We start from the raw sequence: 21619 nt of genomic DNA on the forward strand, positions 1-21619 counted from the left end.
GGCCTTTCCGGAAGGCCGGGCGGATGCGTACCGCGCTCAGGAACGGTCCGGTCACAGGGAGCCTTCTTTCTCCGGGGCCGGCTCCCCGGGAACCGTGACCACACACGCCACCCGGTGTCCGCCCGAACCGGCGAGCGCGGGCTCCCCGTCGGCGCACGCCGCCACCGCCGCCGGGCAGCGCGGCCGGAACGTACAGCCGCCGGGCAGCGCCGCCGGATCCGGCGGGTCCCCGGGCAGTCCGCGCGGCGCCAGCCGGGACGCGGGATCCCCGACCCGGGGGAACGCCGCGGCCAGCGCCCGCCCGTAGGGGTGGCGGGCCGCGGTGTGGACCGCCCGCGCCGGGCCGTCCTCGACGACCCGGCCCGCGTACATCACCGCCAGCCGGTCGCAGATATCGCCCAGCACCGCGAGATCGTGACTGATCATCATCAGCCCGATGCGCTGTTCGGCGACGAGTTGCCCGATCAGCCGCAGGATCTGCGCCTGGATCATGACGTCCAGCGCGGTTGTCGGTTCGTCGGCGATGATCAGCCGTGGATCGCAGGCCAGCGCCATGGCGATCATCACGCGCTGCCGCTGTCCGCCGGAGAGTTCGTGCGGATAGGACCGGGCCCGGTCGGCGGGCAGCCCCACCTGCCGCAGCAGGGTCGCGACCCGCTCCCGGGTCCCGGCCTGTGTCACCCGCTGGTGCAGCAGCAGGGGTTCGGCGATCTGGTCGCCGATGCGGTGGACCGCGTTCAGGGAGTGCATCGCGCCCTGGAAGACCAGGGACGCCCCGGCCCAGCGGACGGCCCGGAGCCGTCCCCAGCGCATCGTGAGGACGTCCTCCCCGTCGAAGAGGACCTGTCCCTCGACCGTCGCCGCCGGGGGCAGCAGCCTCAGCAGCGCCAGGGCCAGCGTCGACTTCCCGCAGCCGGACTCCCCGGCGATACCGAGCTTCTCGCCCGCCGCCAGGTCGAGGTCGACACCCCGGACGGCGGGCACGGCCGCCTCCCCGGAGCCGTACGTCACCCGCAGATCCCGCACCCGGAGCAGGGGACCGTCCGTCATGAGCCCGCCCCCAGCTTAGGGTTGAGTACGGATTCGACGGCCCGGCCGCAGAGGGTGAACGCGAGCGCGACGGCCGCGATCGCCAGTCCGGGCGGGGTCAGATACCACCAGTGCCCGGCGGAGACGGCCCCCGCCTCCCGGGCGTCCTGGAGCATGCCGCCCCAGGACACCACGGTCGGATCCCCGAGGCCGAGGAAGGCGAGCGTGGCTTCGGTGAGGATGGCCGTGGAGATGCCGAGTGTGGTCTGCGCCAGGACCAGCGGCATCACATTGGGCAGCACATGGCGGCCCATCACATGGCGGTGGCCGCCGCCGAGCGCCCGCGCCCGTTCGATGTACGGCCGGGACTCGACCGCGATGGTCTGCGCCCGTACCAGCCGGGCCGTCGTCGGCCAGCTCGTCACCCCGATCGCCACCACGACCGTCCACGCACTGCGCGACATCACCGTCGCCAGCACGATCGCCAGCACCAGTGTCGGCATCACGAGGAACCAGTCGGTGATCCGCATCAGAACGCCCGAGAGGCGGCCGCCGTAATGCCCGGCGACGACCCCGACGAGGGTGCCGATCGCCACCGAGAGGACCGCCGCCAGCAGACCGACGGTCAGCGAGATCCGCGCCCCCCACACCAGCAGCCCCAGCAGGGGCCGCCCGAACTGGTCCGTACCGAGGGGGAACTCGGCGCTCGGCGGTTCCAGCGGGCCGCCCGGCGCCCGGGTGACGCTCTGCACGTCCTCGCCCGTGAGCAGCGGCGCGGCCAGCGCCGCCAGTGCGATGAGGGCCAGCGCGGCGAGACCGGCGAGACCGGCCCGGCGGGCGCGGTACGCCTGCCGGAAGCGGGCGGCGGACGCCCGGCGGCGGGCCCGGGCCAGAGAGGGGCTCATCGGGCCACCCGGGGGTCCAGGAACGGATAGAGCAGATCGGCCAGCAGGTTCATCAGGATCATCGCCCCCGCGAACACCACGAACAGGCCCTGCACGAGCGGCAGGTCCGGCACGCTCAGGGCCTGGTAGAACAGCCCGCCGAGCCCCGGCCACGAGAACACCGTCTCGACCAGGATCGACCCGGCCGCCACATGGCCCAGATTGATGAACACCATGGTCACCGTCGGCAGCAGCGCGTTCGGTACGGCGTGCCGCCGCCGGACGGCCGCGTCCCGCAGCCCCTTCGCCCGGGCCGTCGTCAGATAGTCCCCGCCCATCTCGTCCAGCAGCGACGACCGCATGACCAGCAGGGTCTGGGCGTATCCGACGGCGACGAGGGTCAGCACCGGCAGCACCATATGGTGGGCGACGTCGAGGACGTACGCGAAACCACTCGTCCCGCCGGACTCCATGCCACCGGTCGGGAAGAGCCCGGGGACCGGACCCGCGCCCACCGAGAACACGGTGATCAACAGCAGTCCCAGCCAGAACGACGGCACCGACCACAGCGTCAGCGCCACCCCCGTGGTGATCCGGTCCCCGAGCCCGCCGTGCCGCCAGGCGGAACGGGTGCCCAGCCAGAGCCCGAGAGCGGAGTACAGCACCACAGCGACCCCGGTGAGCAGCAGCGTCGCGGGCAGCTTCGCCGCGATCAGCTCCCCGACGGGCGCCCGGAACTGGTACGAGGTCCCCAGATCACCGGACAGCGCGCCCGTACAGTACTCCGTGAACTGCTGCCACAGCGGTTCGTCGAGCCCGAACTGCCGCCGCAGGGCCGCCAGCTGTTCCGCCGAGGTCGGTGCGCCGTGCGTCATGGCCTTCACCGGGTCGCCGGGCACGATCCGGAACAGGAAGAAGCCGGTCACCAGCACGGCGAGCAGGGAGACGGCCGCGGCGCCCAGTTTCCCCGCCAGATAGGGCAGATACGCCCGGGCCCGGATCCGCAGCCGTTCGCCGGGCACCCCGTCGGTCCGGGCGCCGGTCTCCAGGGCGGCCGCGGGCGTCGCCGAGGGGGAGGTCGAAGGCGAGGTCATCGGCTACTCACGGTCTTCCACGGTCGCGCGGCGCCGCATCACGACCAGCACACCCAGGACCACCGCGGGCACCAGGGCCGCGCCGAGGCCGAGCAGCAGCCCCCGGACGGCACCGTCGTCCGGGCCGCCGTCACCGGCCCCGGCGGCCGGCCGCGCCGACCACCAGCTCCAGTAGCCGTCCTGGCCCCAGATATTGCCTCCGGCCTCGGGCATCGTCGTGATCGACGCGATGTGATCGGTACGGTATGCCTCGACCGCGTTCGGATAGGCGACGACATTCATCCAGCCCGTGTCGTACAGCCGGGACTGGAGCTGTTTCACCAGGCCGGCCCGGACCGCGGGCCGGTACTCGGCCGACTGGGCGCGGTACAGCTCGTCGTAGCGCCGGTCGCAGATGAAGTTGTCCGTCGAACCGGTCGCCGAGGGGGTGGCGGGCAGGGCGGCGCAGGTGTGGATGGCGAGCGCGAAATCGGGATCGGGGCCGACCGACCAGCCGTCGAAGGCGAGATCGTAGTCGCCCTTGAGCCAGGGGTCGGAGACATTGTCGAGGCAGTCCACCCGCAGCCCGATGCCCAGTGCGCCCCACCATTCCTGGAGGTATTTGCCGATCGCCCGGTCGTTGGGGTCGGTGGCATGGCACAGAATGCGGAAGGAGAGCGGCCGGCCGTCCTTGCCGAGCCGTTTGCCGCCGGTCTTCCTGCGGTATCCGGCCCGGTCGAGGAGGGCGGCGGCCCGGCCGGGGTGGTAGCCGATGTGCTGTCCGGCGGCCGGTTTCCAGTGGTACGAGGCGTAGCGGGGCGGGATGTAGCCCTCGCCCTCCACGGCGTGGCCGCGGAACACCTTCGCCACCAGCGTGCCGCGGTCGACGGCGTGGAAGAGGGCCCGGCGCACGGCCGGGTCCAGCAGCGCCGGATGGCCGTTGCCGAAGGTCTTTCCGTCGCGGGAGCGGGCGCCGGGGTTGGTGGCCAGGGCGAGGAAGCGGCGGCCGGGGGCGTCGTTGACCCGGATGTCCCCCTGGTTCTTCAGGGCGGCGGCCTGGGCGGGGGTCAGGCCCTGGACGAAGGAGACCTCGCCCTTGCGGAGCGCGGCGACGGCCGCGTCGCCGTCCTTGTAGTACTTCAGCAGCAACTCGTCGAAGTGGGGTGCGCCCCGCCAGAAGTCCCGGTTGGCCCGCAGCCGGAGATAGCGGTCGACTTTGAAGCCGGTGATGACGAACGGGCCGCTGCCGACGACGGGGAACCGCCGGTCGTTGGTGAAGTCCTTGACCGAGCCGACCTTCTCCCAGATATGCCGGGGGACGATCGGGATATCGAGGGCGAGCATCGTGGCCTGCGGCTTCTCCAGCTCGACGACCAGGGTCCCCGGGTCGGGAGCGGTCACCCGGCGGAACCCGGCGGTGAAGCTGCCGCTCGCCGTCGCCGCATCCTCGTCCGCCATGATCTTGTTGAAGGTCCAGGCCGCGTCGTCGGCGGTCACCGGCCGGCCGTCGGACCAGCGGGTCCCTTGGCGGATGGTGTAGGTCCAGGTCAGTTCGGACGGCGACGTGGTCCAGGAGGTGGCCAGACCGGGGATCGGCCGCCCGTCCTTCACGTCGTAGTTGGTCAGGTACTCGTAGGCCAGCCGGTGGACGCTGGTCGAGACGAGCCGCTGGGCAAGGAAGGGGTTGAGGGAGTCCACGCTCTGCGATACGGCGATCGTCAGAACCTTCTTCGTCCCGCCGTCGCCGTCCTGGTGGGCGGCCGCGGCGGGCAGCGGGGGTACGGCGAGGAGACCGGCCGCGGCGCCGAGTGCGCAGAGGCGTAAGCGGAGACGGCACCGGGGCGGTGGGGCCGGGGAGTGCGACGGGACCGTGGTGACCATGGCGGTGACCTCGCGTCGGCGCTCGCGGGGAGCGGATGGGTGTTCAGGGGGCGCCGGTGGACGGGCGGATGAAACCCGGCGCTGGTTCATACCCCGTAACGCTGCTGTCGTACCCCCCTGTACCCCCGCTGGGCTGCGGTGACGCGCCGAGGACCCGCGGCGCCGAAGCGCCGCGGGCCCTCAGTGGTCCACGTCTGTGCCGTCCTACCGCTGAGGGGGCGGCGGTGACTGCGGGGGCTGGGCCGGCCATCCGGCGGGCGGTACGGCACCGCCGGGCTCGGACTGCTCCGACGGATCGCCCGCCGGCTGCTGCGGGGGCAGCGGAACCTGCGGCGGCAGGGGCGCCTGCTGCCCGGGGGGCTGCTGGGGCCAGCCGTGCTGGGCCGGGGGAGCGGTGGGCTGAGGCGGGGGCGGATAGGGCCCCGGGGCCGGCTGCTGTCCTCCGTACGGAGGGAACTGTCCGCCCGGTGCCTGCGGGTACGGCGAGCTGCCCGGTGCCTGCGGGTACGGCTGCCCGGGGAGCGGCGGTGCGGCGGGCGGTCCCGGCGTCTGCCCGCCCGGATACGCCTGCCCCGGCCGGGGACCGCCGGGCTGAGGCCCACCGGGATAGGCCTGTCCGGGCTGCGGCTGTCCGGGGTAGGGCTGTCCGGGGTAGGACCCGCCCGGCTGGGGCGGTCCCGGATACGACTGCTCCGGATACGGCTGCCCCGGCGCCCCCGGCTGCGGGTGTCCCGGCATCGGCGGTGCCATCGTCGGCGGCGGATTGCCGTTCGCCGTCCACAGCCCCTGCTGCTGCTGGGCCCGCGAGAAGTCCTCGGCGATCAGCGCCGACAGATGGAAGTAGGCCTCGCGGGTCTTGGGCCGCATCATGTCCAGATCGACCTCGGCGCCCGCCGCCAGATGCTCGTCGAAGGGCACCACGACCACCCCGCGGCAGCGCGTCTGGAAATGCGCGACGATATCCTCCACCTTGATCATCTTGCCGGTCTCGCGGACGCCGGAGATGACCGTGACCGACCGCTGCACCAGCTCCGCGTAGCCGTGCGCGGAGAGCCAGTCGAGCGTGGTGCTGGCGCTGCTCGCCCCGTCCACGGACGGGGTGGAGATGATGATGAGCTGGTCGGCCAGGTCGAGTACGCCGCGCATGGCGCTGTACAGCAGCCCGGTGCCGGAGTCGGTGAGGATGATCGGGTACTGACGGCCCAGCACCTCGATGGCCCGCCGGTAGTCCTCGTCGTTGAACGTCGTCGAGACCGCCGGGTCCACATCGTTGGCGATGATCTCCAGACCGGACGGCGCCTGCGAGGTGAAACGGCGGATGTCCATGTACGAGTGGAGATACGGGATCGCCTGCACCAGGTCCCGGATGGTCGCCCCGGTCTCGCGCCGCACCCGGCGCCCCAGTGTCCCGGCGTCCGGGTTGGCGTCGATGGCCAGGATCTTGTCCTGGCGTTCGGTCGCCAGGGTGGACCCCAGCGCGGTCGTGGTGGTCGTCTTGCCGACGCCGCCCTTGAGGCTGATGACCGCGATCCGGTAGCAGGACAGGACCGGCGTACGGATCAGGTCCAGCTTCCGCTGCCGCTCGGCCTCCTCCTTGCGGCCGCCCAGTTTGAAACGGGACGACGCGGAGGGGTTCCGGCTGGACCTGGCCTTCTGCTTGCTGCTGCGCAGCAGCCGGTCGGAGGAGAGTTCCACGGCGGCGGTGTAGCCGAGGGGCGCGCCGGGGACGGAACGCTCGCGCTGGTCGTGGGCGACGGGCGTGGGCCAGCCGCCGCCCGCCCGCGGATCGGCGGGCGGCAGGCCCGGATCCTGCGGGGCGGCCGGGGCCTGGTGGGGGTACGCGTACCCCGGCTGCGGCTGCGGTTGCGCGGGAGGTGCGGCGGGCGGCAGCGGTGCGGCCGGGGGCTGCGGACCCGGCTGCTGGGGCAGCGGCAGGGGCTGTGCCTGCTGCTCCGGACCGGGGGCCGGAGCCGGAGCCGGAGGCGGGAAGCCGTAGCCGGGCTGCTGCTCGGGACCGGGCGGTACGGGGGGTACGGCCGCGTGCGCGGCGGGAGGCGGCGGCGGGAAGCCGTAACCCGTACCCGGCTGCGGAACCGGCGGCGCCGGATGGGGGTACGCGTACCCCGGCTGCGGCTGCGGCTGCGGCTGTGACAGGGCCGGGGGAACGGGCTGCGGGCCGGTGTGGCCCGGCGCCGCGGCCGGAGGCGGTGCCGACTGGTCGGCCGTCTGCGGGGACACCGGCCACTGCGGCGCGGAGGCCGGGGCGGCCGCGGGCTGGAAGGCGGGCGGCAGCGGCGGCAGCCCACCACCCTGCGCGGGTCCGGCCGCCCAGGGAGCGGGCGGCGGGGCGTCCTGCGGCAGGGGTACGGAAACGGGTACCGGTACGACGTCCTGTACGGCCTCACCGGCCGGGGCGGGTTCGGCGGCGGACTCCTCGGCGGGCGCCGCGTCCCAAGGCTCCCCGCCCTCGGCGGACTCCCCGGCCGACTCCGGCGCACCGGCGTCGGCCTCCGGAGCGGCCGGCCCGTCGGCCGTCGCGTCCGCGGAGCCGCCCGCGCTCTCCTCCGTACCGCCGCCGGATCCGGCAGGAGCGCCGTCGGCCTCCGGGACCGGCCCGGCACCGGGCTCCCCGCCCTCGGCGGGCTCCTCGGCCGCGCGCCTGGCCGCGTCCCGCTCGGCGATCTCCCGCTGGAGCGCACCGGGGGAGAAGCGCATCGTGGCCCCGCTCTCCACATCACCGCCGCCGAACGGCTCCGGCGCGGGAACAGCCGGAGCGGCCGGGGTCACGGGCGCGGCAGGCGCGGGCGGTGGGAAGACACCCTGCGGGCCGGGCACTTCGGGACCGGGACCGGGAGCGGGGACATGGCCGTGCGGAGCGGCGGGCGGCAGACCAGCCGTGGGTGCGGCCGCACCGGGCCCGGCGCCCTGCGGCCATCCCGGCCCCGGCTCGGCCTGCGGCGCGAATCCGCTCCCGGCGGGCAGCCCCGGCACCGCCACCGGCGGGCTGCCCGGCGGCGGGGGCGGGGGCGGCGTACCGCCCGGCACCTCACCCGGCGCGTTCTGCGTGTACCAGGCGGGCGGGGTGTAGTCGATGGTGAACTCACCCGTCATCTCGGCGGGATCCGCGTCGGACTCGTCGGCGGGAAGGTCCCAGCCCCCGCGGATCCCGTCCCGATCGCTGTTCACTCTGCCTCCTGGTGTGGTCGAGCACCGTCAAGTCCCGGTGCGGATGGGCGACCTGTGCCTCCCGGTCGGCCCGGCCGGTACCGGTGACGACATGGCGTGGTGCTCGTGAGTTCGGTCCGCCACGGTCACCACCCTAAACGCCCGCGGCGACACCCCGGCAGCCCCGGCGCCGCGGCGGGGCCGCCGCCCGCCGTCCCGTACGCCGCAAGGGTTCCCCGGTGCCCCCGTGTCCCCGGCCGGCGCGGACGCGGACCGGGCGAAACGGTGCAACGCGCCCACGGCGGCCGGTGCGAGGAGGCCCCGGCACGCCCCGGGCGAACAGCGGGCGAACACCCGGTGAACACACCCGGCCCGGCCCGCCGCGCCGCCGTCGCCCCGTCAGCGGATGTCGAACTCGCCGTCCCTGGCGCCCAGAACGAACGCCTCCCACTCGGCCGCCGTGTACCGCAGCACGGTGTCCGGGTCCAGCGACGAACGCATCGCCACCCCGCCGCCCGGGAGATGGGCGATCTCCACCCGCTCCTCGTCCTCACTCGTACCGGGCGCGCTCTGCCACTCGACGCCCGAGATATCGAGTGCGTACAGCTCGTCCTTCTCCTGTGCGCTGCCCATGGTCACGCTCCCCTTCGTCATTCCCGGCCGGGCCGGGCGGGACCGCGCGAGGTCCGCGGGTCCGCGTCGCTGAAGGGATTTTAGGCTCAACGGCACCCGGTTCCGGGGCCGGTTCCACGGAAGATCCCCACCGCCTCCGGGCGGACTCCGTGCCGCGCCGCATCCGGCCGAACGCCCGTGCGGAGCCGTACGAGACCGTACGAACGCCGGGCCGGTGCACCGCGCCCCGGTGCCGGTGCGGCGACGACCGCCCCGCCCGGCTCCGTACCACCGCGGCAGGGGACGGCGCCGTCGCCCGGTCCGTCAGTCCATGCGCCGGGCGACGCCCAGCAGACCGGTCTCGGCGTCCGTACCGCTCGTCATCACCCAGTTCCGCTCGGCGCCCGCACACCAGAGCGTGACACCGTCCGCAAGGGTCGGCAGCGCACCGCTCTCCGCCTCCGCGAGGCCCAGGATGCGGCCGATCTGCCCGGCCTCCTGCGGTGACACCCGCTGCACACCGACCAGCGTCGCCGACCGCAGCAACCGCGGTGCCACCGGGCTCAGATACGGCAGCAGGGTCAGCACCGACTGCCAGGGCGCCGACACCACGCGCCCGCGCGGCGGCCGCATCCCGCAGTCCCGGATCACCACGACCGGGCTGCCGACCGTGGCACCCATCGGCGGCACCCGGCCCACCTCGTGCAGCGTGATGCAGTCGAGGCCCGCGCCCGCGGCCCGGGCGAGCGTCGTCCACGCCTGCGGGCGGCCGGTCTCCACGGCGACCCGGGCCCCCGTGCCCGCCGCCCGGAGCGCCAGCACCTGGGCCGTCCACAGACCACCGATCAGCAGGACGTCGTACGGGGTCGACCGGTGGAAGCCCACCATCAGCGGACGGCCCTCGGCGTCGTCGCCGATGACCACGCCGTCGTCGCCGACCGGCAGCGACAGCGCGCCCAGATCCACCGCCGCCATCGTGTGGCCCGGGTGGCGGGGCCCGGTCAGCCGCCGCAGGGACCGCGCCGGGGCCCTCACTGCGCACCTCCGAGCGGCAGCGTCGCCAGCGCACCGGGCAACTGCTCGCGGTCCAGCCGGACCAGGGAGACCCGGCCCGTGCGGGCGTGCTGCTCCAGCGTCCGCCGTACCCCGACCAGCTCGGTGTCCGAACCACCCGTCACCCGGACATGACCGGCCATCGACAGCGCCCCCCGGTGCCCGCCCCGCCGCAGGGTCAGGCTGAACGTCGTGGCGTACGCGGGCGCGGCCGTCAGCAGCGCCACCAGCTTGGGCAGCGGCGCCGCACCACGGCCCAGTTCGGGCCAGCGGCCCACCGCGTACGTCGTGTGCCAGCGGTCGTCGCAGCGCCATACCCGGGCGGTCTCGGCCGTCCGCTGCTGCGGCACCGCGTCGGGCCGGCCGGCCCGGGCCGCCAGCCGCGGACTCGCGCAGGCGGCCGTGGCGAGGGTGGAGTTCAGCTCCTGCTGGTCGAGGACGACCGCCGAGAAACCGGCGCCCGTCACCCGGCTCGCCACATGGTCCGCGACCCGGACCAGACAGCGCTGGGCCCCCTCGACACCGCCGCCGCGCGCTTCGACCGCCTCCCGGCAGCGCTCCGGGTCCAGCTTCACCGCCACCCAGGTCATCCGCAGCGCCGGGGCACCGGTCTTCTCCTGGAGCGGGGCGTACGACAGCCTGGCCACCGACTGCTGCGGCAGATGCGGCGCCGGAGCGGACCGCACCTGCTGTACGAGCTGCACCGACTCGACCACGATGTCGTCGACCTCCAGCGCACCGCCCAGCAGGGCGAGCGGCAGGGCCCTGGCGCCGAAGGCGGGCCGCAGCGCGGCACCGCTCGCCTCCACCCGTACCACCGCGGTCAGAAAGCCCCCGTCGCCCAGCATGCCGACCGTCCGGCGGCTCTTGTCGACATAGGGATACGGGCGCAGACCCGGGACGCCCTCGACGACCGGGGCCAGCGAGGGATCGGTGTCCGATCCGGCGGGACCGGCCGCCCGGCGGCGCGAGCGCAGCGCCAGCGCCGTGGTGATCCAGTCCTGGACGGCCTGGCCGCGGCGGCGCAGAAAGGCGAGGACGACCAGGACCGCGGCGACCGCCACGGCCGGAACCATCCAGAGGCCCCCGGCGACCGCGCCGAGCGCGGCAATCACCAGCGCGATTTCCACCAGCACGAGCTGACGCAGCTGCAGCGGACCGAGCCGCCGGGTCCGGGACAGCGGACGCAGGGTCGTCGTCGCGGGCGGAACCGGCGGGCCGCCGCGCCCCGGTACGCCCCCGGGGCGGGAACCGGATCCGGTCCGCCCCCGGTCGGTGCGCGCGCCCCCCGCACGTCGTCCGGGCGTCCGCCCATTTCGCGCGCGCGTCGCCGTAGCCATCGCCGCGATGCCCCCTCGTGTCCGTAATTACCAATTTCCGGTATTTCCGGTGGACGTTGACAGGGCGATCACCCTACCTGAGCGGTAAGTCACGAGCCCCAGCAGGCATAGTAGGGGCCGTACGACGGCGGGCCGATTCGGAGAACGACGGCGCAGCGGCCCGGCCGCCACGTGGGGAGAGGGACAAGCGGACAGATGGCATCACGTCGGGACGAACTCAACGCCTATACCTTCGCGAAACGACGGTTGATCGCGCAGTTCCTCCAGCCCAATACGACGGGCTCGGAGGAAGGCGCGCCGAAACCCCTGCGTGCGGTCGTCCCCGGGGCCATCATCGGTGTGGTGATTCTCGCCGGATTCGGTGCCTGGGGAATGTTCAAACCGGTGGCGCCCAAAGGCTGGGACAAGCCCCGCGAGAACGTCATCATCGCAAGTAAATCGACCACGCGCTATGTGGTGGTCGAGACCGGCGGAAAGAAGCAGCTTCATCCCGTTCTCAACATGGCCTCCGCAAAACTTCTGCTGAATCTCGACAGAGGGAAGGTCATCAAGGTCGACGAGTCCGTTCTCGACAGCGGAAAGATCCCGCACGGCGCCACCCTCGGAATTCCCTATGCGCCCGACCGGCTGCCGAAGGCGAAGGACGCCGGTTCCGCGAAGCGCTGGGCGGTCTGCGAACGCCCCGGGCAGGGCGGCCTGGCCATCCAGAAGGCGGCGTTCGTTCTCGCCGACCGGGAGAAGGGCAGGGTCGACGGCGAACGGCGGCTGAAGGGCGGTCAACTGCTGTACGTGGAGTCGGGGAAGGACCGCTACATCGTCGACGCGGCCGGTACGGCGTACCCCGTCGACGACGACGAGGGGCTGCTCCGTCAGCTGGCCGGGCAGAACCGGCAGCCCCAGCGGGTCTCCCCGCAGTGGCTGGCGACCCTCCACAAGGGCGACCGGATCACCTTCCCCGAGGTCCCCGGCACCGTCGGCGACGATGCCGGAGTGCCCGGCAGCCTGGAGCCCGGGGCCAACCGGATCGGCATGATCCTCAAGGCCACGGACGGCACCGAGGAGCAGCATTACGTGGTGCTCGACGACCGGATCGCGCCCATCACCGACTTCATGGCCAAACTGCTCCTCAACAGCAGCGACCGCAAGCTCATCGGCCTCGGCCAGAACGGCCGCGCCACCCGGGTCAGCGCCGGCGCGTTCCAGCCGGGCAGGGCCTTCGGCGACGACCGGAAATGGCCCGCCGAGGCCCCCGTTGCCGTCAACAGCCCGGCGCTCGGCGAAGGCAGCCGCAACACGGTCTGCTCGGTGCTGCGGGAGGTGGCCGAGGACGGCCGGACCACCCTCAGCACCTGGGCCGGGACCGACTTCCCGGCCGAACTGCCGACCGGTTCGGCCAGTGCGTACGTCACCCCCGGATCAGGTCTGCTGTTCCGCCAGTTCCAGGGGTCGGCGACCGAGGCCGGGGCCCTGTTCCTGGTCACCGACACCGGACTGCGGTACGCCATGCAGTCCAACAGCGACAGCGCCACCGACGACTCCGGGATCGGGACGACCGAGAAGGAGGAGAAGGATCAGGAGACCCAGACCCGGCTGGCGCAGCGGCAGCTCGGCTACAAGGACGTGACCCCGGTCCCCGTACCGGCGGCATGGTCGGCCCTCCTGCCCACCGGCCCCCGGCTGTCGACGGGCGCGGCCAACGAGCCGCAGGGCTCATGAGGGCGGGTGCGGAGATGGCACGGACGGTCCGCGGCCGGGCCCTGACGCTCTGCGCGGCGACGGCGCTGGCCGCCGTCGCGGTACCCGTCGGAGCGGGAACGGCGGCCGCCGAGAACACCCGGTGCGAGTACCCCGGCAAGCCGTACCAGGGACGCCCCTGGGCGCTCCAGCGGGTACTCCTCGACGAACTGTGGAAGCAGTCCACCGGCAAGGGCGTGAAGGTCGCCGTCATCGACACCGGCGTCGACACCCGGCACCCCCAGCTCAGGACGGCCGTGGACGCGAAGAACGGCCTCAACCTCCTCCCCGCGAAGAACAAGAAGGGCGAGAAGATCGAACGGGGCGCGGCCAACGGCACCACGGACGAGGTCGGCCACGGCACCAAGGTCGCCGGGATCATCGCCGCCCGGCCCGTGCCCGGGACCGGCTTCGTCGGACTGGCGCCCGGCGCCACGATCATCCCGATCAAACAGAACGACGCCGAGGGCAACGGCGACGCGGCGAGCCTGACCGAGGCCATCGACGAGGCGGTCGACCGGGGCGCCGGGGTCATCAACATCTCCCAGGACACGGCCAACGCCGTCGCGCCCGCCAAGGCGCTGGAGCGTGCGGTCCGCAGGGCCCTGGACGGAGGGGTCGTGGTCGTCGCCTCCGCGGGCAACGACGGCCTGGGCGGCAACGTCAAGAAGACCTACCCCGCCTCGTACGAAGGCGTACTCGCCGTCGCCTCGTCGGACCGGAACAACGAACGGGCGGCGTTCTCCCAGTCCGGTGACTTCGTCGGGGTCGCGGCCCCCGGCGTCGATATGGTCACCACGGTCCCGCTCGGCGGCCACTGCGCCGACAACGGCACCAGCTTCTCGGCCCCCTACGTCGCCGCGGTCGCCGCTCTCGTCAAGGCGAAGCACCCGGACTGGACGCCCCGTCAGATCGTCGCCCAGATCCAGCAGACGGCGGAGCGTTCCACGCCGGGACACGACCGTCTGGTGGGCTGGGGAGTCGTCGATCCGGTGCGGGCCCTGACGGAGGACGAACGCCCCATCGAACGGCCGGTCCCACAGGAAGGCCTGGCCAAGGGCGAGGCCCCGAGCCCCGCCCGGTTCGACCTCGGGGAGACGGCGCACGAACGCGATTCGCGCCTCGCTACTTACGTGGTGATAGGCGGGGGCGTCCTGGTTGCGACGATCGCGGGTGCGGCGGTCGCACTCAGGGACGCGCGCCGCAGGTCGGAAAGGGTCGCACGAGGCTGAGGGCCGGGTTTCTGTCCTTGCCCCGGTCCTGGTCCCCGCCCTGATTCCGATCCGGGTTCGGGGAGATCCGGGGGAGACCAGGCGTCCGTCGGCCCCGGAATGCCACCGGCATGATGAGATGGTCGCCGTACCGTAGCGGCCCCGGAAACGCCCGCGTGCCTTCCCTTCACGGCGAAGCCGACCGGCGAGTAAGCCACTTGGGGCTGTCATAGCCAGTCGTTACAGTGGTAAGCGGTCTCATTTCTGATGATTACCACACCATCGTACTGGCAATACGGTGCAGCAGTAGCAAACGGGGAGGAATAGGGCAAGTGGTCTATCCAGCCGATGGCGGGGGCGGAGGCGGGAGCAGGCGCAAAGGTGACTTCGAAAAGGGTTACCTGGCGCTCACGACCTTCCAGAAGCGAGTGAACACCCTGCTCGCCGCATTCAACGAAAGTGCCGCAGGCAAGTCCAAAATCGCCCAGCAGACGATCTCGCGCCAGTCCCTCAGCGGGACCGGAGCACCCTTCGCCGAAGCGGACGGACTCTTCCAGCAGTACAACCGTGTTCACCAGGCGCTGATTTCACTCTCCCGGAGCCTGGCCGACCAGATCGACGCCTTCGGCATCGCCGTCCACGCGGCGGACGTCGGCACCGACAACGTCGACGAGGAACGCCGTATCCGCTTCGCCCAGATCCAAGCCCGCCTGGACGAGGCGCGCGCCGCCGAACGCGAACGCGAGCGCCCGAAGGCCGGCGAGCCCGAGAACGTCGACGAGAAGAACGCCGGAACGGAGTGGCGGTGACACATGACTGACAACGACAACCAGCCGGAACTCACCCCCGCGGAACAGCACCAGCAGGATCTCGCCCGGGTCGAGCGGCAGCTCGGCGTCACCGACGTCGCCCGCAAGGTCACCTCGGTCTTCGGCGGCAACGGGTTCTTCGCCCGTACCGATTTCGAGGGTCACGAGCTCAACATCATGATCGACATGGTGTTGAACGCCAACCCCGCCGATCTCGAAAGCGCCGGCGACAACCTCTGGAACGCCCGCAAGGAACTCCGCGACGCCGCGGAAGAACTGCGCGCCAACATCAGGGAAGTCCACTGGGAGGGCGCCTCCGGAGAGGCCTTCCGCGACTTCGGCAGCGCCCTCGCCGACCACGCCGACCAGCTCGGCGCCTTCGCCGACATCGCCGCCACCCAGATCCGCGTCGCGGGCACGGGCCTCGCCTCGGTCCGCAGCTCGATGCCGGAACGCGACATGCGGATCATCAAGCACGACGCGAAGACGATGCCGGTCCCGGAACGGGTCGACACCAACCCGGACTTCGTCGCGGCCAAGAAGGTGGAGAAGAACCGGCAGGAGGCCATCAACCAGATGAACCGCCTGGCGTCGTTCTACGCGGTCTCGGAACAGACCCTGGCGGGCCAGGAACCACCGAAGTTCAGCAAGGAGCTGAAGGCGGATGTGCCACGTCCGCGTGGCAACGACTTCCTGCCGCTCGAACGGAGCACCAACACTGCCATCTCAGGATCTCCGGGGAGCCGCCCGGTAAGGAAGCGGAGCAGCCAGCCCACAGTGAAGGGCGAAGGGCCAGGGGTCGAGATCGGCGTGCTCCCGCCGACGATTCCCGGCCGCGATCCGTCGATGCAGATCGACAGCGTTGTACCGCCAACCCCTTTGACACCCAACGGTGCTCCTCCCATCACCGCATCTCCACCGCCTGTTGGCACATCTCCGACCACGCAGACTCCGCCCATGAACCCACCCGTGCTCGGTGTAGTGCCGGGCAAGTTCGGTCCAGGGCCCTCGGGGCCGGGACCGAATCTCGTCAAGGCCACGGGAGTCCCAGGGCAGGGAGGTGGGAGGGCGTCGGCGAGTGGTAGCAGCGGTCATCCGAGTGCTCAGGCACGCCCCGGCATCATCGGTGGTGGATCCTCTGCATCGGGAGGTTCGAGTTCGGCCGGGCGGCCGGCAGGGCCTGCTAGTAGCGGAGGTACATCAACACCGATGGGGCGGGCGAACCCCACGGGACCGGGGCCGACTGCGGGGGGGCAGGGACCGATGGCCGGCCGCGGAGGACCTGCGGGGCAGCCCGGGGTGGGACGCAGCGGTTCACCAACGGGTGGTTCACGTATGGGCCGGGACGGGATCGTCGGTGGGACCCCCCAGCGTGCCACAGGTGGTTTGAACGGGCGGCATATCCCCAACGGCACCGTTGTGGGGGCGGTGGGCCCGAGTGCCACTCGGGCCGTGACGGCCCGGCCTGGCCAGGCCGGAGTCGTCGGCACAGGGCCGATCTCAGGTGCCCCCAGAGCGGGAACTGGTCCGACCTCGCGGCCGGGGCAGGGAGGATTTACCACGGGAGGAACGGGGCTCGTCGGTGGGCGCCCAGGACGAACTCCGTCCGACTCCGAACGGGAGAATTCGGAGTCGACCCGTCCGGACTACCTGACGGAAGACGAAGAGACATGGACGGCACAGCGGCGCAACGCTGGGCCATCTGTGATCGACTGAGTACAGGGAAGGTTCGGAAGCCAGGATGACGGCACGAATGATCCACACGCCGAAGCGGGGCCTTTCTCGCTCTGCGCTCTGCGCTCTGGTCGCGGTCTGCGTCTGGGCCGGGGGTATTCCTCCCGCGGCGTCGGCTGCTGAGGTCGCGAAGGGACTCCCGGGGCAGTGGTACCTCAAGGCCATGGGCGCGGAGGACATGTGGAAGTCTGCGACTGGTAAGGGCGTCAAGGTTGCGGTCATCGACACCGGAGTGAATCCCTCGACTCCTGCGCTGAAGGGGAGAGTTCTGGAGGGCTTCGATGCTTCGGGTGCTCCGGGTGAGGAAACGGACGACTACGACGGCCACGGCACATCTATGGCCGAGCTGATCGCAGGCACCGGACGTGGAGGCGGTCTGCGGGGGGTAGCTCCCGACGCACAGATCATTCCGATGCGCGTAGCCAACACGGATTTTCAGAATCGCCACAAGACAAACGCCCAAGATGCTGCCGATGCCATCCGGGCAGCGGCTGATAGTGACGCGAAGATCATCAGCATGTCCGTGGGAAGTGAATACTCGGACCCCCATGAGCGGGCGGCTGTCGAGTATGCGGCAAGTAAGGGAAAGCTTTTCTTCGCCTCGGCCGGCAACAATGCCAAGGACGGGAACAAGCCGATCTATCCGGCGGCTTATCCGGACGTCGTGGGTGTTGCTTCGGCCGACCGGAAAGGCACGGTAGCCGAGTATTCGCAGCATGGTGACAATGTGGATATCACGGCACCAGGTACCGATGTTGTGGCTTGGTGCGACGAGTCCTTCAAGAAGTACTGCAAGAACAGTGGCACGAGCGCCTCCGCGGCTATTGCCTCTGCTTCCGCTGCCCTCGTCTGGTCCGCCAACCCCGACTGGACCGCCAACCAAGTTCTCCGTGCCCTCATCGACACCGCAGGCCGAAGCTGGGCCAAGGGCACCCGGAGCAACTACCTCGGTCACGGTCTGATCCGTCCCGCTCAGATCGTCGTCGACAAGAAGGGTGATCCCGGCGCCCCGGACATCAGCCCACTGACCAACCAGCGGACCGGCGGTTCCCCCACTGCCTCCGCGTTCCCTTCTGCACCAGCCTCGTCACAGCAGCCGAAGGGCAATACCGAAGGCGATACCGCAGTGGCAGGCTCCAGCAAGAAGACCGAGAAGAAAGACGACAGCAACACCGGCCTCATCATCGGTGGTGTCGCGGTCCTTGTGGTCCTCGCCGGGGGATCCTTCTTCTTCCTGCGACGGCGCTCCGTCTAGACCGGCCGCGCCCACACCAGCCACTACGCAAGACCCAGAAAGCAACAAGGAAAGGAAGACCGGGATATGTCAGCAGTCCAGAAGGTCGGCGATCAGAGTCTCAAGGATTTCCAGGACGAGATCACCCGGCAGTTCGAGGACATCAAGGGCCAGTTGCAGAGCCTGCAGGGCGTCATCGACAGCCTGGAAGGTTCCTGGAAGGGCATCGGTGCCGGTGCTTTCGATGCGAAGCAGGCCGAGATCAACCAGGGCATGGTGCGCATCGCGAAGCTGCTTCTGAACTTCCAGGAAGCGATCCAGGTTACCCGGACCACGGCCAGCAACACCGAAGACGAGGTGCGCGCTGCTCTCCAGGGCGTCGACGTGACCGCCGGCTTCTCCGGTGACGCGGGGGCGACCCGCGGCGCGACCTCGAACATCGCCGGATACTGACGAGCCTCTCGGCTCCGCGCACTACAAGAACCACTTTCACACATGGCAGTTGGAGGACGATTCATGGCTCAGGGCAACGACGGCGTCATGCTCGTCACGTACTCGTCGCTGGAGCAGGCGGCGAGCACGATCGAGAAGCAGGCGCAGCGTCTGGACCAGACGCTCGAAGACCTTCAGAACAAGATCCGCAGCGTTTCCGCCACCTTTGAGGGTGAGGCCAAGACGGCTGCCGATGCGGCCCACAAGAAGTGGGACAACGAGACACGTCAGATCCACAACGCCCTGAAGGGCATCGCCCGCGCCGTCCGTGAGGCGGCTCCGGCGTATCAGGCGGGCGACAGGAAGGCCGCTGGGAACTTCTAGGAAAGAACTCGGCTGTACAGGTCGCAGTCAAACGAGATGATACTTTAAATGAATAGCGTCAGGGTGGGCATGCGCGGGAGATGCCCACCCTGGCTACTTTTGGCGATGCTATTTCCTGCCTCCGCACTCCTCGGCCTTGGACGCTTCTTTGCCGTATGCGGTAACGAGCGCCTTTACGTCCGACTTGTTGCGCTTCATTTCATCGTAGAGAACGATGGTGCCAAAGAATCGCATACTCTTGCGGTGCGCAAGGCTGGGGTTAGGGCATTTCACCAAGATGCTGCCTCCCCTGTCGGAGTAACCGAAGGTCTGGTCCGCGTTAGTATCTTCGATGATGCTTTTCCACTCCGACCTTGAGATCCCGACCACCGTTTGGTCCCCCTGGAACCACTCCAAACGAGCTTCCATAACGGGCTTCCCGTCGATAAAGACCTCGCACTCTACGCTCCCGACGTTTCCACTTTCTTTCATTTCGATCTTTTTCCCGGGAGGGAGTATCGGCTCGACAAGATCCTTGGTGACCGCTACTCCGCACAGCTGTTGCGGGGCGGCGTACTCCTTTTTCTTTGGAGCGTTTGATCCGCAACCCGACAAGGTCAGAGTAATTGCTACGGCAGCAGCGAGAGTAGTGTACGTGGAAGTTGTGCGAGTAAGGTTCATCTGAGCCTATCTCCAATGGCCATGAGTAGCTGTCGAAACATCAACCCTTTTGAACCTCTGTCGTGAGATCCTGAGCCATTTGTGCGGCGTTGGTGGAGGCATCGGAATATCCGCTATGTACTGGATCTCGAACCCAGTCCGTTGCCGAATTTTTGTAATCAAGCCCATGCTTTTCCGCAGCTTCCTGGACGGCGACCTGGAGCATGCCGATGGAGTCCGTCCGGCTGGCAGACCAGAGAGGTGCCACGTCCCGGGCCGCGTCCTGGAGCTTATTGGTCTCGGCCTGTTGGAAGATGTGCTCAAGAACCACACTTGTGACAGCGGTGGCCGCACCGCCGACGAGGGCTCCGGTGATAGGCGTTGCCACCATGCTGGCACCCGCACCAATGCCCATTCCGATGGCGCCGGACCACATGTTCTTCTGCTGCGCCATGGCGTCCTGAAAGTCTTTGGCATCCTTTCCTGCCGGGCCGAGGATCGCCTCTTGGCGCCCGACGGCCAGCGAACCGTCGACTTCGGCGACTCTGCGGGAAATCGCCTCGATAGTCTCCTGCGGGTCCTGAGGGTACCGTTTGTCAGCCGGTAGGTTGGGATCGAGATGGTATTCCATGAGGAACCCTGCATACGCTGACTGCCCGGTCTGCACTGCTGCATAACCCTCGGGTGACTGGCCGACGGTGACCAGGAAGCGGCTGACATCGGAGTGATTAAATACGGCGGGAGACCCAGCGATGGGAAAGAGGTCGTCGATGTTGCCCTTGACATCGCCCGACGTGGTGCGATTGATGTCCGGCAGGTACTCGGAAGTGATCTGCCCGATGCTGTCCGCCATGTACATATGATCCGTCAGACGCTTGGGGTCCTCGCTCACCGACGCAACGAGCTTCTCCATCAGCGCCGCCTGCTGAGCCGTGTGCGGCGGAGTGTCCTGCGTCGGCATCTGGCCCGCCGGGTGTCCCGTCGTGGCCGCCTCCAGAGCGAGGGCCATGTAGTTCCGGCCGGCGATGCTCTCCTTGCCTTTGGCGTCGGTGTCTCCGGGCCAGTTGCGCTCCTCGAACAGATAGTCGAAGTTCGAGAGTTCGGCCGTCTTTCCTTTGTCGTCCTTGAAGTCGTGGTCCTCGCCCTTGCTGAGGAAGGTTTCGCCGAAGAACTCAGTGGCTGCCGCCGGGCTCGACGAGAGTGCCTTCATAAAGCCGACCACGGGGTCGACGCCCTCGTCCGTACCGGTGTAGTTGAACTGCGGACTCGGCTGCTGCCAGCCGATCGCGTCGTGTTTGCCGTTGCTGGTCCGCTCCTTCTCGGAAATCATCAGCGCGGTTCCGTAGTTGTTGAGGAACCGGTCGTCGAAGTTGCCGTGGCGCATCAGATTGCTCATGACCTGGAAGCCCGAGACCGACATGGTGCGGCCGACCTGCTGGTCGCCCAGGTCGACCATGTCGTACTTCCATTGACTCATGGCACGTGTGTCGCTCTGGGTGGCGTTTGCCAGTGTGAGACTCAGGTTCTTCTGAAGTTCGCCGTAGTCGTCGCGGCGGTTCTGCCAGATGTCCGTGGCCCGGTGGGGGTCGTTGAGCCCGGCCCAGAGTTCGAGGGTCCCCTTGGGGCCGACCGCGGTGGCGAACCGCTCCGCGAACAGATCGTCGTTCGCGTACTTCTTCAGCCCCGTGTTGAGAGCGTCGAAGTCCTGTGGAGTGAGGTCCTCGGGCTTCTTCTTCGCGATCACGGCCAGCCGGTCCGCGTTCTTCAGAGCATCGGCTCCGGCGTCGCGGTCGGCGTACCGGGCGTCCGAGAAGCCGTGGTCGGTCTGGTCGACGAGGGTTCTGAGCAAGCGCGCCGCGGTGTCGTCGATCTCCGTGGCCTTGTTCAGGACGGCCTGGAGGGCGTCCCTGAGGGCCGTTGTGTCGTCCGGGGTGCTATCGGGCACTGTGGTGCCCGATGCGGCCCGATCGGGATGGACGACCTTGGTAACGGTGAACCCGCCGTCGGCGGTGGGGGTCACGGTCAGGTTCTTGCTCCGGAAGCGCTGAAGAGTGTCCTTGAGTTCCTTCTGGGAGGCCTTCAACTCGTCGCGGGTGTCACGGAGAATGTTCCGGATCGAAGTGGCCTGGGTGTGGGCATCCGTGAACTCCCCGGCGGTCTTGCCGATGAACTGCCGGGACACCGTAGCATTCACGCCGGTCCAGTCGGCCTTGTTCGCCTTTCCCCGCAGTCCGTTCCGGGCCTCGCTCTCCAGTTTCTCGAGGTTCCCGACGACCTTGCTCCAGTCGCTGACGGCGTCGTCTAGTGCTTCGAATTTGGCGGAGAGCAGTGATTCGAATTTCACGACTTTTCCCTGATGTTCTTCCTCGTCCTGACTGCCCCACGGTCACGGCGGCTTCCAGTGG

Annotated in this window: 17 protein-coding genes; 7 read left to right on the plus strand and 10 right to left on the minus strand. The window is 70.0% G+C overall.

Annotation, left to right across the window (positions count from 1 at the left end):
- Positions 1 to 51: 51 nt before the first annotated feature.
- The 8 genes from ACIQ9E_RS28295 to eccE form a co-directional block, all read right to left on the minus strand.
- Positions 52 to 1050 carry an ABC transporter ATP-binding protein gene (locus tag ACIQ9E_RS28295; protein WP_403711777.1) on the minus strand — a complete coding sequence of 333 codons (999 nt, stop codon included), beginning with the start codon at positions 1048 to 1050 and terminating at the stop codon, positions 52 to 54.
- Positions 1047 to 1934 carry an ABC transporter permease gene (locus ACIQ9E_RS28300; protein ID WP_403711779.1) on the minus strand — a complete coding sequence of 296 codons (888 nt, stop codon included), beginning with the start codon at positions 1932 to 1934 and terminating at the stop codon, positions 1047 to 1049. Before ACIQ9E_RS28300 ends, ACIQ9E_RS28295 begins: the two co-directional genes overlap by 4 nt.
- Positions 1931 to 3007, minus strand: a complete 1077-nt coding sequence (locus tag ACIQ9E_RS28305; RefSeq protein ID WP_403711781.1) for an ABC transporter permease — start codon at positions 3005 to 3007, stop codon at positions 1931 to 1933. The genes ACIQ9E_RS28300 and ACIQ9E_RS28305 overlap by 4 nt, the downstream gene beginning before the upstream one ends.
- Positions 3008 to 3010: 3 nt before the next feature.
- Positions 3011 to 4867: an ABC transporter substrate-binding protein gene (locus ACIQ9E_RS28310; RefSeq protein ID WP_403711783.1), complete on the minus strand. Its 1857-nt coding sequence runs from the start codon at positions 4865 to 4867 to the stop codon at positions 3011 to 3013.
- Between the two features lie 204 nt (positions 4868 to 5071).
- Entirely contained in the window at positions 5072 to 8053 is a 2982-nt protein-coding gene (locus ACIQ9E_RS28315) for an SCO5717 family growth-regulating ATPase (RefSeq protein WP_403711785.1), read from the minus strand.
- Between the two features lie 378 nt (positions 8054 to 8431).
- Entirely contained in the window at positions 8432 to 8665 is a 234-nt protein-coding gene (locus ACIQ9E_RS28320; RefSeq protein WP_366259702.1) for a DUF397 domain-containing protein, read from the minus strand.
- Positions 8666 to 8968: 303 nt separating this feature from the next.
- Positions 8969 to 9619 carry a hypothetical protein gene (locus tag ACIQ9E_RS28325; RefSeq protein WP_403711829.1) on the minus strand — a complete coding sequence of 217 codons (651 nt, stop codon included), beginning with the start codon at positions 9617 to 9619 and terminating at the stop codon, positions 8969 to 8971.
- A gap of 56 nt (positions 9620 to 9675) precedes the next feature.
- Entirely contained in the window at positions 9676 to 11037 is a 1362-nt protein-coding gene (gene eccE, locus ACIQ9E_RS28330) for a type VII secretion protein EccE (protein ID WP_403711787.1), read from the minus strand.
- A 195-nt stretch (positions 11038 to 11232) separates the two neighbouring features.
- Here eccE and eccB point away from each other — a divergent pair, with 195 nt between their 5' ends.
- The 7 genes from eccB (at position 11233) to ACIQ9E_RS28365 (ending at position 18575) form a co-directional block, all read left to right on the plus strand.
- A complete protein-coding gene (gene eccB, locus ACIQ9E_RS28335) occupies positions 11233 to 12753 on the plus strand; it encodes a type VII secretion protein EccB (RefSeq protein ID WP_403711789.1) in 1521 nt (506 codons plus the stop codon).
- 14 nt (positions 12754 to 12767) lie between these two features.
- Complete coding sequence (gene mycP, locus ACIQ9E_RS28340; protein ID WP_403711791.1) at positions 12768 to 14003, plus strand: type VII secretion-associated serine protease mycosin; 1236 nt, start codon at positions 12768 to 12770, stop codon at positions 14001 to 14003.
- A gap of 407 nt (positions 14004 to 14410) precedes the next feature.
- A complete protein-coding gene (locus tag ACIQ9E_RS28345; RefSeq protein ID WP_403711793.1) occupies positions 14411 to 14791 on the plus strand; it encodes a hypothetical protein in 381 nt (126 codons plus the stop codon).
- Between the two features lie 3 nt (positions 14792 to 14794).
- Complete coding sequence (locus tag ACIQ9E_RS28350) at positions 14795 to 16507, plus strand: hypothetical protein (protein WP_403711795.1); 1713 nt, start codon at positions 14795 to 14797, stop codon at positions 16505 to 16507.
- 25 nt (positions 16508 to 16532) lie between these two features.
- The gene (locus ACIQ9E_RS28355; RefSeq protein WP_403711797.1) at positions 16533 to 17780 is read left to right on the plus strand and encodes a S8 family serine peptidase; all 1248 of its coding nucleotides are present in this window, start codon (positions 16533 to 16535) and stop codon (positions 17778 to 17780) included.
- Positions 17781 to 17846: 66 nt separating this feature from the next.
- The gene (locus tag ACIQ9E_RS28360; RefSeq protein WP_403711798.1) at positions 17847 to 18212 is read left to right on the plus strand and encodes a WXG100 family type VII secretion target; all 366 of its coding nucleotides are present in this window, start codon (positions 17847 to 17849) and stop codon (positions 18210 to 18212) included.
- Between the two features lie 63 nt (positions 18213 to 18275).
- Positions 18276 to 18575: a WXG100 family type VII secretion target gene (locus tag ACIQ9E_RS28365; RefSeq protein WP_366259689.1), complete on the plus strand. Its 300-nt coding sequence runs from the start codon at positions 18276 to 18278 to the stop codon at positions 18573 to 18575.
- A gap of 108 nt (positions 18576 to 18683) precedes the next feature.
- Here the strand turns inward: ACIQ9E_RS28365 and ACIQ9E_RS28370 are convergent, their stop codons facing one another.
- A complete protein-coding gene (locus ACIQ9E_RS28370) occupies positions 18684 to 19235 on the minus strand; it encodes a hypothetical protein (RefSeq protein ID WP_403711800.1) in 552 nt (183 codons plus the stop codon).
- 40 nt (positions 19236 to 19275) lie between these two features.
- Positions 19276 to 21558 carry a hypothetical protein gene (locus tag ACIQ9E_RS28375; RefSeq protein WP_403711803.1) on the minus strand — a complete coding sequence of 761 codons (2283 nt, stop codon included), beginning with the start codon at positions 21556 to 21558 and terminating at the stop codon, positions 19276 to 19278.
- Positions 21559 to 21619: the final 61 nt, after the last annotated feature.

It is taken from the genome of Streptomyces sp. NPDC094448, from assembly GCF_044763775.1.
Lineage (GTDB): Bacteria > Actinomycetota > Actinomycetes > Streptomycetales > Streptomycetaceae > Streptomyces.